We start from the raw sequence: 13,039 nt of genomic DNA, 5'->3' as shown, positions 1-13,039 counted from the left end.
CGCTAAGTTTACCGTATTTTTATATTGAAAGCTTTTGAAATTCTCTGAAAGGCCGTGGCATGTGATAGAGAAAAATAATATTCACACTATAAATTGAGGAACTGGTATGCATTTTGCTCTATACATGGCAAATCAGGCGGTCAGTCGATGGGGAGCGATGGCTGCCTGATTTTTCAATTTTATAATGGGGGTTAAGATGTTAGAGAATCAGTTACGCAACCATGACGCTTTTTCAGTGGCCACTTTAATCTATGCGCGTTTACGACGTGTTTCAGGTCGGGTGATTGATGCAATTTATCTGGCAGAGAACCTGGATTATGCCCGGCATGTGATTCAACTGGCAGAGCAGACCCAAGACCCAGATTTGAATCATCTGATCCAGCGCCTGAAAATGGTACTGGAGATTTCGGAAACAGCACAAGATTCACCAACAGAATCTGCACACCCAAGCCAGCAGGAAGGGCTGATCTCGGTCGAACCCGATCAGGACGATATCTATCGTGCACAGGTGTCACATCGTTATATTGGTGCACTGCGTTAAACCTGAGATGGGTGTGAATGCTCCAGACTGAAGCGCCCGTTGGTTTTGTACTTAAAATCAGCAAGATGCAAATCGGGTTAAATTATCTTATTGAAAAAATACAAAGGAATCTGATTTTTTATTTTTATTGTTCAGATGCTTTTTGTACAAGTAGCAGCATGGCCAACTATAAAAATTCGCCAATCTCTGTATAATATGTTGACTTAACGCATAAGGAATCTCTCATGCACTTGGCGGCATTGCATACACCGAGCCAGATTCAACTCAATAAAGAAGGTAATCTAAAACACTTCTTGACCATCGAAGGTCTTTCTAAAGAAACCCTGACAAAAATATTGGACACTGCACAGTCCTTTTTTAATGACCAAAATCAGCTGATCACCAATAATTTGCTCGAAGGCAAAACGGTGATGAACCTGTTCTTCGAAAATTCAACCCGTACCCGCACCACCTTTGAAGCCGCTGCCAAGCGCCTTTCTGCCAACGTTCTCAATATCGATATTGCCCGTTCGAGTACTTCCAAAGGTGAAACCCTGCGTGACACCTTATGGAATCTGGAAGCCATGGCGGCCGATATTTTCGTGGTGCGTCATTCATCTTCAGGGGCAGCGCATTTTATTGCCAAGGATGTCTGTCCAACAGTGGCAATTATTAATGCCGGTGATGGCCGTCATGCGCATCCGACTCAAGCGATGCTGGACATGCTGACCATTCGCCGCGAAACCAATAAAAAATTCGAAGAAATGTCGATTGCCATTATTGGCGATATCAAGCATTCACGTGTCGCGCGTTCAGATGTGGCTGCCTTGCAAACTTTAGGTTGCCAGGATATCCGGGTGATTGCACCGAATACCTTGCTGCCATTGGGTTTTGAAGAATATGGCGATGGTGTTCGTCTATTTAACAATATGGAAGACGGCATCAAAGACTGCGACGTGATCATTACCTTACGTATTCAAAACGAGCGGATTGATTCTCCGGCACTGGCCTCGCAAGCAGAGTTCTACAAAATGTATGGCTTGAATAAAGAACGTCTGGCCATGGCCAAACCGGATTGTATCGTGATGCATCCGGGACCAATGAACCGTGGTGTGGAAATTGATTCAAGTATTGCCGATGGTCCGCAATCTGTGATTTTGAAGCAGGTGACCAATGGTATTGCCGTGCGTATGGCGGTGTTGGCTTTATCGATGCAAGGCCAGTTACAAGAACAAGGTTTGATTGAAGCGATTGCGGGTTAAGGAATAAGTCATGACTATTGTAAAAATTGAAAATGTCCGTGTTCTTGATCCAATCCAAAACACTAATTCTATCCAGACCGTGTATCTGGAAAATGGAAAATTCGTTGCAGAAACAGCAGACGTCTCTGAAACGATTGATGGTCAAGGCAAATGGTTGATGCCCACCATGGTTGACCTGTGTGCGCGTTTACGTGAACCGGGTCAACAGCAACACGGTACGCTTAAGTCTGAAGGAAAAGCGGCACGTGAAAATGGCATTTTGCACGTATTTACGCCACCCGATTCAAAGCCAATCGTACAAGATAATGGTGCGCTGATTCACGGTCTGGTCGAAAAAGCCATGCTGGATGGTGGTATCTATCTTCAAGTGATTGGTGCACAAACCCAAGGCTTAAATGGTCAACAACCGGCAAATATGGCGGGCTTGAAAAAGGGCGGTTGTACTGCCGTTTCCAATGCCAGTGCACCGTTTGCCAATGATGACGTGGTACTGCGTACCCTTGAATATGCTGCAGGCTTAGACCTGACGGTGGTGTTTTATGCCGAAGAACCACAAATTGCCAAAGACGGCTGTGTACATGAAGGCTTTATTGCTTCACGTCAGGGTTTGCCGATGATTCCGGCATTGGCTGAAACTGTAGCGATTGCCAAATATCTGTTGATGATTGAAGCCACCAAAGTACGAGCACACTTTGGTCTATTGTCTTGCGGTGCTTCGGTGGAACTCATCCGTATTGCCAAGGAAAAAGGCTTACCGGTGACCTGTGATGTGGCGATGCATCAGTTACATTTGACCGATCATTTGATTGATGGATTTAATTCACTGGCACATGTACGTCCGCCGCTTCGTTCTGAACAGGACAAAGAATTATTGCGCCAAGGTGTGAAATCAGGCGTGATTGATGCGATCTGTACTCATCATGAACCGCTAAGCAGCTCTGCGAAAATGGCGCCGTTTGCTGAAACGCAGCCAGGTTTCACTGCTTTTGATACCTATGTGCCTTTTGGTCTGCAACTGATTCGTGAGGGGTTGTTGACTCCACTGGAATGGGTGGAAAAAGTGACCCTAGCTCCGGCTCGTGTTGCACAAATGGCAGATCGATGGATAAATGAATCAGGCTGGGTGCTGCTAGATCCGGAACTGGAATGGACCCTGAATAAAGAAAGCATCGTGTCACAAGGTAAAAATACCCCGCTCATTAATCAAAAAGTGCTGGGTAAAGTGGTTCAAACTTTTGCTGCTTAAATGATCCCAATTTTATAAAAGTCAGCTTCGGCTGGCTTTTTTTATTTTTTAAATTTTGTGTTGGTAAAATGAGTACTCAACAAAAACAGTGAAACTTTATGATATTCATACAATTATTTACATTTTCAAAAAATGGGGATCGTTACACTGATTAAATATTAAACATTAGAAAAATCAAAAGAATGGTGACGATTATGAATATAGACTTTATAGAACGCTTAAAAAGCGATGTTACGGCGATTGTGCTTCAAGGTGAAACCGAGCATTTATTTGCCAAAGATCAAGCTTTGGCTCAATTCTATCCCATATTTTTAAGTATATTGCGTGCACGTCCCGCCTGGATTGAGAATCTTGGTCAGCAACTTAATCCAAAAATTCATGAATTATTCAATGCAAACCCGGCACTCAAGCAGCAATTTCTCGATCAAGTGGATCAGAGCGCGCCACAAGATGAAATAGAGCATACCTTGAACCGGTCAATTGTACCGACTATGAATTTTTTACAGACCGAAGCGGGTGCTTCAAGTCCGGAAGCGATTAGCCATTTGCTGGAAACCCACGCCGATTCGATTCAGCGCGCATTACCCGTTTGGGCTGGACCTATTCTGGCAGCGCTAGGAGTTTCAACCTTGGCAGGGCAAAATTTAAATCAGGAGCCTGTATTGGCGGAGCAGACCATCATTGTTCAGGAAGAAAGAAAAACCGGCTTTTTATGGCCGTTTATTATTTTTCTGATCCTGGCGGGTTTGATCCTGTTTTTGGTTCGTAGCTGCATGCAGGATGATGTTGAAGATTCAAATACCCAAGCGACCAGTGAAGTTGCTGCAGCTCAGCCTGCATCCTTGCGATTAAGTACAGGCAGTAATGGCGAAATTGTCAGTTGTCAATTACAGCTGAATAATCCGCAGTATATGGAAATTTTGCAAAACGAGATCAAACAGATCTTTAATTATAATATTGGTTGTGGGGCGCTGAGCAGTGAGGTTTATCATTCAGAATTTATTGATCAGGATACTATTCCGACTGTGTTGAGAACAATGCAGGGAATGCCAAATGTGTCACTGGACTGGATTGGCAATCAGGTTTCAGTGCGTGCAGCAACCAATGCAGAGGCCGAGCGTCTGGCAGCACAAATTCGTAGTCTGGCCAAAAATGTCACAGTGGTGACCCAGCAGCCGCTCAATAGAAGTGACGTGATTAATACCGCCAATAGTGAGGCAGAACAAGCCTTGGCCAGTATCAAGACCGATAATGTTAAAGCGCTGGATGTGGCGACTGCACTGAATTTACAGATCATTAATTTTGATACGGCATCGACTGAAGTTCCCGAGGTCAATAAATTGGTGCTGGATCAGGCTGCTGCATTATTGCAACGAGCACCGCATGTCATTCTGAAGGTTACAGGACATGCCGATGCTCAGGGTAGTGAAGCAGAAAATAAGGTGCTGTCTGTGCAACGAGCTCAAGCGATTACCAGTTATCTCGTTGGAAAAGGGGTCAATCCTGCACAGTTACAGGCAGTTGGCATGGGAGAGGATCAGCCGGTTGAACCCAATGCCACACCTGCCGGACAGTTTCAGAATCGTCGCGTGACCTTTGAGGTCGTGAATACCGAAACGGGAATTGTACGTGAAGTAGATGATGAAGGTGTAGTTGAGAAGACAGGAAATTAAGAGAGCGGCCTAAATAAAAAAGGACGAATTTTCGTCCTTTTTTATTATCTTAAATTAAGAAAATACCGGCGGGCTATAAGTCAATGTCCGACCAAGGAACCACAGCAGGAACAGTACCAAAGGCAGATGGAAAATCAGCTGGGTCACCGTAAATCCAATCACATCTTTGGCTTTTAATTTCAGGATACCCAACATCGGAAGCATAAAGAATGGATTAATCAGATTCGGCAAGGCTTCTGCCGCATTATAAATCTGTACCGACCAGCCCAGATGCACTTTCAGGTCATGCGCAGCCTGCATCACATAGGGCGCTTCGATAATCCATTTCCCTCCGCCAGAAGGAATAAAGAAACCCAGAATCGCCGAGTATAAGCCCATCACAATGGCAAAGGTTTCCTGCGAGGCAATGGAAACAAAGAACTCGGCAATGTAATGTGACAATGACAGATCGGCCGGGTTTAGCGCATTGGTCATCATAAAGGCAATACTGCCATACAGCGGAAACTGGATCAGTACCCCAGAAATGGCGGGTACGGCTTTGGATACCGCATTCAGGAAATTTCGCGGTGTACCGTGTAAGGCCACGCCCAAAATCAGGAAGATAAAGTTATAGGTATTTAAGCTGGAAATGGCCAGAATCGGATTGCTTTTGGAAAATTCGTTAAACATCCAGACTGCGCCCAGAATCACAATCAGAATGCTTAAAATGGGTGAATTTTCCAGCCAATCCCCCGGTCTTTTTTCGGCAGATACTTCCGGTTTTTCTTCTTCAATCTGAATCGGAAAGTGCTCAATGGTTTTAATGTCAGACCCTTTAGGTGCTGACCAGTAAGCAATCGCAATTGAAGCTACAATCAGTACCGCCGTCATGATCATGGATTGCGGCAGGAAAATGGTTTCGGTAAATGAAATCACGCCCGTCAGATTATAAATCGGTTCAGGCAGACTGCTTTTATTGGCCTGTAACTGTGCAGCTGAAGAACTGATCCCCAGTGCCCAGGTCGCACCCATCCCGATAATCGCGGCAGCCGCAGCAGCGCGGTAATCCATGTTAAGCTCTTTACGCTGTGCCAGTGCAATCACTAGGAGTGCAGTCAGTACAGTACTCATGGCCCAATTAATCAGAGAAATTAACAGGCTGACCGTGGCGACCAGGACAATCGCACCACGACCGGAATGTGGCAGGCGCGCCATTTTCTGGATCAGAAGCTGGACAGGCTTAGATACGGAAACCACATAACCGACCACGATCAGCATGCACATCTGCAAGGTAAAGGGAATCAGGCTCCAGAAGCCGTCTCCAAAGGAAATCGCGACATCCTGTGCGGGTGCACCAATTCCGATGGCGGCAATCGCCACAATGATGACGCCAAGCAGGGCAAAAATATAAGAATCCGGAAACCATTTTTCAGACCAGTCGCTGACGCGCAAGGCGAAGCGCTGCAAAATATTTTGTTGAGTTTGCATGATTAAAATCCATTTATTCTGCGATTATTATTTTGAAATGAAACAGCTATATATAAAAAAGCCCTTAAGATGCTTCATTCTTAAGGGCTGGCTGGATCAGGCAGCGTTACGTAGTAGCGCTACCCCCGTGACTTTTTGAATCTCTTCAAAACTTACCTCTGGTGCCAGTTCAACCAGTCGAATTCCATCAGGACTAACATCCAGTACACCGAGATCGGTAATAATCCGGTTCACCACAGCCTGGCCGGTCAGCGGCAGACTACATTCTGGAACTATCTTAGGTGTACCATCTTTGGCGCAGTGTTCCATCAAGACCACGACCTTTTGTACACCCGCGACCAGATCCATGGCACCGCCCATGCCTTTGACCTTTTTGCCTGGAATCATCCAGTTGGCCAGATCACCAGTTTCGGACACTTCCATAGCACCCAGAATGGCAATATTGACATGACCGCCACGGATCATGGCAAAGGAGTCGGCACTTGAGAAAAATGAAGCACCTTTACGCGCGGTAACCGTCTGTTTACCGGCATTGATCAGGTCGGCATCCACTGTCTCCTCGGTTGGAAATTCGCCAATCCCCAGCAGGCCATTTTCCGACTGCAGCCAGACATTGATATTTTCCGGAATATAGTTCGCGACTAGCGTCGGCAGGCCAATCCCTAGATTGACGTAGAAACCATCTTCAAGCTCTTGTGCCGCGCGCTGCGCCATTTCATTACGTGTCCAAGCCATGATCAAGCCTCCGCCTTTAAAGTCATCTGTTCAATACGTTTTTCCGGTTGAGCATTCAGGACTATCCGGTTCACATAAATTCCCGGAAGATGGATCTCGTCCGGATCCAGCACGCCAATTTCTACAATTTCTTCAACTTCAGCAATGGTAATTTTGCCGGCCATGGCACAGACCGGATTAAAGTTCTGGGCGGTTTTACGGAAAATCAGGTTGCCAGCTTTATCGGCCTTATAGGCTTTAACCAAGGCGACATCAGCAGTTAAAGACTCTTCCAGGATATATTTCTTGCCCTTAAATTCACGTTCATCCTTACCTTCAGCGATTACGGTTCCGACACCCGTCGCCGTATAAAAAGCCGGAATACCGGCACCGCCAGCACGTAATTTTTCTGCCAAAGTCCCTTGTGGAGTAAGTTCAACTTCCAGTTCGCCATTTAAATATTGACGTTCGAATTCCTTATTTTCACCGACATAAGAGGAAATCATTTTTTTAATCTGTTTGGTTTCCAGCAGAAGTCCCAGACCGAAGCCGTCTACACCGGCATTATTGGAAATACAGGTCAAATTTTTGGCACCAGTTTCTTTTAGGGCCGTGATCAAAGCTTCTGGAATACCACATAGGCCGAAACCACCGACAGCCAGAGTATGACCATCTTGCACCACATCCTTTAAGGCGGATTGAGCGCTGTCATAAACCTTGTTTGACATCTTGTCACCTCTATTGTTATTACAGCAGACTTAAATCTGCTGTTTATATCCTTATGGGTTGCTTAAGTTTATTCTGCTCAAGCATGCTTATTGTTAAGCACAGGCTTTTTGCCAGTAGGCATTGGCATAATTGGATGGATTATTGCGCTGCAAGACTTCACTGATATTACGACTGGCCTGCATCAGGGCATCCAGCTGAATGCCGGTTTCATAGCCCATCTTGGAAAGCAGGTAATACAGGTCTTCGGTTGAGACATTGCCGGAAGCCCCTTTGGCATAAGGGCAACCACCTAGGCCAGCAATGGATGAATCAAAGACCCGGATGCCTTGCAACAGCGATTGGTAGATATTGGCGATGGCCATACCATAGGTATTGTGAAAATGACCTGCGAGAACTTTGGTATCAACTTGTGCCAAGCATGCTTCCCAGACTTTTTGCACACGGTCAGGGGTTGCGGTGCCAATGGTTTCACCCAACGATACTTCGTAGCAGCCCATCTCCAGCAAACGTTGCGTGACTTTCACCACCTGTTTCGGATCAATGGCACCTTCATAAGGACAGTCCACCATGCAGGAGACATAGCCGCGCACCTTAATATCATTGGCTATGGCCGCTGCCATGACATCGGCAAACTTCTCGAAACTTTCATCAATCGAGCAGTTGATGTTCTTGCGGGTAAAGCTTTCAGAAGCAGCGGTAAATACCGCGACTTCTTTGCAACCCACAGCCAGTGCCGATTCAAAACCTTTCAGATTTGGGGTTAACAAACTGAACTGAATATTCGGATCTTGGGGTAGGCTGGCAAAGAGCACATCACTGTCTGCCATTTGCGGTACCCATTTGGCTGAAACGCAGGAGCCAACTTCGATTGACTGTAGACCGGTTTTCATCAGGTCTAGAATCAGGTTTTTCCGGTCATTCAGGGTTAGTGGCGTCTTTTCATTTTGCAGGCCATCGCGTGGCCCGACTTCTACGATTTTGACAAAATCCGTCATGCCACTTCCTCCGCCAGAGGCTGGAACTCGACCAGTTCATCACCGGCCTTGACTTGGTCACCTTTCTGGAAATATGAACTTGCAATGATGCCGTCATGCGGTGCACGAATTGAATATTCGATCTTCATGGCTTCCAGCGTCATCAGTACATCATCTTTTTTGACTTTGTCATTGGCTGCCACGAGCACCTGGGTAATGACACCTGGCATTGGCGCGATCAGATTATTTTCCGTGCCTTGTTCATCCTGATTATTAAAATCAGACTTCAGGTAATTGAACTTATAGCTTTGACCATTCTGGAATAGGGTAATGCCTTGCTCAGTCTGGCTAAAAGTCAGTTTTTGCTGTTTACCCGCCAGTTGCAACGCTAAAGTATGGGCATCGACGAGCTGACCCTGAATTTGAATTTGCTGACCATTATAACTGACAACAAAACCTTGATCTTGGGCCTTGAACTGAATTTTCAGGTTGATGCCATTGCGTTGTAATTGCACTGTATGGCTATTTTGCTGATTCAGACGCCAGAATGCTTTTTGCTGCCACACCGGATTGCTTGGAACGGGGTTCTGTGCCTGACGTGACAGAAGTTCAATCAGCGCGGCACTGACCACCAGTTCGGTACTGATATCCGCAGAAGGTTTGAGCAGGAATTCCTCTTCACGCTGAATCAGGCCAGTATCTAAATGTGCATTTTTAAACGAATCACATAGCACCAGGCGATCTAGAAAGGCAATATTGTTACCCAGACCATCGACATGGAACTGACCCAGTGCATGGTGCATCTGGGTTAGGGCCGCTTCACGGTTTTTGCCCCAGACAATCAGTTTGGCAATCATCGGATCATAATAGGTGCTGATCTCGTCACCTTCGACAATACCGCTATCGACACGTACACAGTCACTTTGCTCCGGATAATGCAGGTAGCTGATCTGACCAATCGCAGGAATAAAGCCTTTTTCCGGTTCTTCTGCATAAACACGGGCTTCGAGTGCATGTCCATGAATCTGCAATTCATGCTGCTGCTTCGGTAAAGGTTCACCAAAGGCCACGCGCAATTGCCATTCCACCAGATCCTGTCCGGTAATCATTTCCGTCACTGGATGTTCAACCTGAAGACGGGTATTCATTTCCATGAAGTAAGCTGTGCCATCTTGCTCCACGATAAACTCGACTGTACCGGCACCGACATAGTTCACTGCACGCGCAGCATCGATTGCCGCCTGACGCATTGCCTCCAGTTTGTCTTCCGGCATTTTTGGTGCAGGCGCTTCTTCCAGCACTTTCTGGTGACGGCGCTGTACCGAGCAATCACGTTCGAACAGATGTACATAATTGCCGTGGGTATCACCAAATACCTGCACTTCAATATGACGTGGTTGAATCACATAGCGTTCAATCAGTACATCTTCATTACCAAAGCTGGAGCGTGCTTCACTTTTACATGAGGCCAGTGAACTCAGGAAGTCTTCACTGCGTTCCACCAGACGCATGCCTTTACCGCCACCGCCGGCACTGGCTTTAATCAATACCGGATAACCAATATTGTCTGCCTGCTGTTTCAGGAAATCTGCATCCTGATTGGTACCATGATAGCCGGGTGTTAAAGGCACACCGGCTTTTTCCATCAATGCTTTAGAGGTGGCTTTAAGACCCATTGCCAGAATGGCATCGACTGGCGGGCCAATAAATACAATATTATTGTCCTGACAGGCCAGGGCAAACTGGTCATTTTCGGACAGGAAACCATAACCCGGATGAATCGCCTGGGCACCAGTCGTTTTTGCCGCCTGAATAATACGGTCAATCTGTAAATAGCTTTGTGCTGCTGGCGATTCACCAATATAGATCGCTTCATCAGCTAGTTTCACATGCTGTGCCTGAGCATCGGCATCGGAGTAGACGGCAACGGTGGCAATTCCTAATTTCTTCGCTGTACGAATCACACGGCAGGCAATTTCACCACGGTTGGCAATTAAAATCTTCTCAAACATTGTAGGATCCTTCTCGTTGTTATGCCGTGGTCTTGATCCAAGCCGGGCTTTGTTTGTTTAAAAATGCATTCAGTCCATTTTTCGCCTCATCTCCCTGGCGAACATGGGCAATATGCTGTGCGGTTTTAAGCAGCAGATCTTCAGTCAAAACTTGTTGGTCAACCAGTTGAATCAACTGTTTGGATGCGCTCTGTGCAGCAGGACCACCCAGTAAGAGCGCTTCCACAATCTCATCAATTTTGCTGTCGAGCTGTTCTGGTGCAATCACTTCATGTGCCAGACCAATGCTTTGAGCCTGTTCCGCAGTAATCCGCTCGGCAGTCAGGAAATAACGTGAAGCTTGACGTGCACCAATTGCACGAATCACATACGGGCTGATGGTCGAAGGTGCCAGACCTAAACGTACTTCCGACGTCGCAAACTTGGCATCAGTACTGGCCACGCAAATATCACAGGCCGAAGCCAGACCCATGCCGCCGCCAAACGCAATACCATGTACCCGGGCAATGGTCGGCTGTTTCAAGGTTGCCAGACTTTGCAGCATTTTCGCCAGTTTGAGCGCATCCGCCTCATTGTCTGCCTGTGATGCCTGACCGGCCTGTTTCATCCAGTTCAGGTCAGCACCGGCCGAGAAGCTTTTGCCACGACCCGCCAGAATCACCACGCGTACATCATCACGGTTATTTAAAGACTGGAAGCAAGCATGCAGTTCTTCAATGACTTGAGTATTAAAGGCATTGTGCAGTTCAGCACGGTTAATCCAAACCGTTGCCACCTGATTCTGCTGTTCGAGCTGTAAAAATTGATATGTCATTTTGTCACCTCTTACATGCGGAACACGCCGAATTTGGTTGGCTGGATGGGCGCATTCAGGGCTGCAGCCAGACTCAAGGCTAGTACTTCACGCGATTGCGCTGGATCAATCACACCATCATCCCATAAACGCGAAGACGCATAATAAGGATGGCCTTGGCGTTCGTACTGGTCACGAATCGGCTGTTTAAACTGGTCTTCTTCTTCAGCTGACCAAGTTCCGCCTTTTTGCTCAATCTGGTCACGTTTTAAGGTCGACAAGACGCTGGAGGCCTGTTCACCGCCCATCACTGAAATACGCGAGTTTGGCCAGGTCCACATAAAGCGTGGCGAGTAAGCGCGTCCACACATACCATAGTTGCCTGCACCAAAAGAACCGCCAATCACTAGAGTCAGTTTCGGTACATTGGCATTGGCGACGGCCATCACCAGCTTAGCACCATTTTTGGCAATGCCTTCATTTTCATACTGGCGGCCGACCATAAAGCCGGTAATATTTTGCAGGAAAATCAGCGGAATATTGCGCTGGGTACACAGTTCAATAAAATGTGCGCCTTTTTGGGCAGACTCGGAAAATAGAATGCCATTATTGGCAATAATCCCGACCGGCATGCCATAGAGCTTGGCAAAACCGGTCACCAGGGTAGTGCCGAAACGTGCCTTGAACTCGTCAAAACGTGAGCCATCGACAATACGCGCTATCACTTCACGGATATCAAAAGGCTTGCGCGCGTCACTCGGCACAATGCCGTACAGTTCCGAACTGTCAAACAGCGGCGCTTCGATTTCATCTGCGGTCTTGTTTGGCTTTTTGTTCAGGTTGGCCACGATGTTGCGGGCAATCGCAAGTGCATGTTCATCGTTTTCAGCCAGATGATCAGCCACGCCAGACAAACGGGTATGCACATCACCACCACCGAGATCCTCACTGGACACCACTTCACCAGTAGCTGCCTTAACTAGAGGAGGGCCGCCGAGGAAGATCGTGCCCTGATTGCGGACAATAATGGTTTCATCTGACATGGCAGGCACATAAGCACCGCCTGCAGTACAGCTGCCCATCACCACTGCAATTTGGGCGATACCTTGGCTCGACATACGTGCCTGATTGTAGAAAATACGGCCGAAGTGATCGCGGTCTGGAAATACTTCATCCTGTAAAGGCAAATATGCACCGCCTGAATCCACCAGATAAATACAAGTCAGATGGTTCTGTTCGGCAATTTCCTGGGCACGTAAATGCTTTTTCACTGTTAATGGATAATAAGTACCGCCTTTCACCGTAGCATCATTGGCGATGATCATGCAGGTCACACCGTTGACCTGACCAACACCAGCGACCACACCTGCGGCAGGAACATCATCCTGATACACCTGATAGGCAGCCAGCTGACCAATTTCCAGAAAAGCGGTTCCTGGATCGATCAGGTGATTAATCCGTTCACGGGGGAGTAATTTGCCACGGTCCAGATGTTTTTGACGGGCAGTTTCGCCACCACCCAAAGCAATTTTTTCAACTTTCTGTTTTAGGTCATCCACCAGTTGCAGCATGGCAGTCTGGTTGGTTTTAAACTCTTCACTACGTATATTGATTTTGCTCGATAACTGATTCATGACCAACATCCTTGT

Annotated in this window: 11 protein-coding genes; 4 read left to right on the top strand and 7 right to left on the bottom strand. The window is 46.9% G+C overall.

Annotated features, from left to right (window positions below):
- Positions 1-196: 196 nt before the first annotated feature.
- From NI468_RS04640 to NI468_RS04625, 4 genes are all read left to right on the top strand, one after another.
- Positions 197-541, top strand: coding sequence for a hypothetical protein (locus NI468_RS04640; RefSeq protein WP_253100256.1), 345 nt, complete (start codon positions 197-199; stop codon positions 539-541).
- 224 nt (positions 542-765) lie between these two features.
- Positions 766-1,782, top strand: a complete 1,017-nt coding sequence (locus tag NI468_RS04635; protein WP_004280134.1) for an aspartate carbamoyltransferase catalytic subunit — start codon at positions 766-768, stop codon at positions 1,780-1,782.
- A 10-nt stretch (positions 1,783-1,792) separates the two neighbouring features.
- On the top strand, positions 1,793-3,028 hold the full coding sequence (locus tag NI468_RS04630; protein ID WP_253100254.1) for a dihydroorotase: 1,236 nt from the start codon (positions 1,793-1,795) through the stop codon (positions 3,026-3,028).
- Positions 3,029-3,210: 182 nt separating this feature from the next.
- Complete coding sequence (locus NI468_RS04625; protein WP_253100251.1) at positions 3,211-4,701, top strand: OmpA family protein; 1,491 nt, start codon at positions 3,211-3,213, stop codon at positions 4,699-4,701.
- Between the two features lie 54 nt (positions 4,702-4,755).
- Here the strand turns inward: NI468_RS04625 and NI468_RS04620 are convergent, their stop codons facing one another.
- From NI468_RS04620 to NI468_RS04590, 7 genes are all read right to left on the bottom strand, one after another.
- Positions 4,756-6,168, bottom strand: a complete 1,413-nt coding sequence (locus NI468_RS04620) for a short-chain fatty acid transporter (RefSeq protein ID WP_253100248.1) — start codon at positions 6,166-6,168, stop codon at positions 4,756-4,758.
- Positions 6,169-6,264: 96 nt separating this feature from the next.
- Positions 6,265-6,903, bottom strand: coding sequence for a CoA transferase subunit B (locus NI468_RS04615; RefSeq protein WP_253100245.1), 639 nt, complete (start codon positions 6,901-6,903; stop codon positions 6,265-6,267).
- A 2-nt stretch (positions 6,904-6,905) separates the two neighbouring features.
- Entirely contained in the window at positions 6,906-7,610 is a 705-nt protein-coding gene (locus NI468_RS04610; RefSeq protein ID WP_253100242.1) for a CoA transferase subunit A, read from the bottom strand.
- 93 nt (positions 7,611-7,703) lie between these two features.
- The gene (locus NI468_RS04605; RefSeq protein WP_253100239.1) at positions 7,704-8,606 is read right to left on the bottom strand and encodes a hydroxymethylglutaryl-CoA lyase; all 903 of its coding nucleotides are present in this window, start codon (positions 8,604-8,606) and stop codon (positions 7,704-7,706) included.
- The gene (locus NI468_RS04600) at positions 8,603-10,597 is read right to left on the bottom strand and encodes an acetyl/propionyl/methylcrotonyl-CoA carboxylase subunit alpha (RefSeq protein ID WP_253100236.1); all 1,995 of its coding nucleotides are present in this window, start codon (positions 10,595-10,597) and stop codon (positions 8,603-8,605) included. Before NI468_RS04600 ends, NI468_RS04605 begins: the two co-directional genes overlap by 4 nt.
- A gap of 19 nt (positions 10,598-10,616) precedes the next feature.
- Positions 10,617-11,411 carry an enoyl-CoA hydratase/isomerase family protein gene (locus tag NI468_RS04595; protein ID WP_253100233.1) on the bottom strand — a complete coding sequence of 265 codons (795 nt, stop codon included), beginning with the start codon at positions 11,409-11,411 and terminating at the stop codon, positions 10,617-10,619.
- 11 nt (positions 11,412-11,422) lie between these two features.
- Positions 11,423-13,024 carry a carboxyl transferase domain-containing protein gene (locus NI468_RS04590; protein WP_005107314.1) on the bottom strand — a complete coding sequence of 534 codons (1,602 nt, stop codon included), beginning with the start codon at positions 13,022-13,024 and terminating at the stop codon, positions 11,423-11,425.
- Between the last annotated feature and the right edge of the window lie 15 nt (positions 13,025-13,039).

This window comes from Acinetobacter lwoffii (assembly GCF_024129355.1).
Taxonomy (GTDB): domain Bacteria; phylum Pseudomonadota; class Gammaproteobacteria; order Pseudomonadales; family Moraxellaceae; genus Acinetobacter; species Acinetobacter lwoffii_I.
Note: the sequence above shows the minus strand (reverse complement) of the source record. Positions and strands in the feature narration are given on the sequence as shown.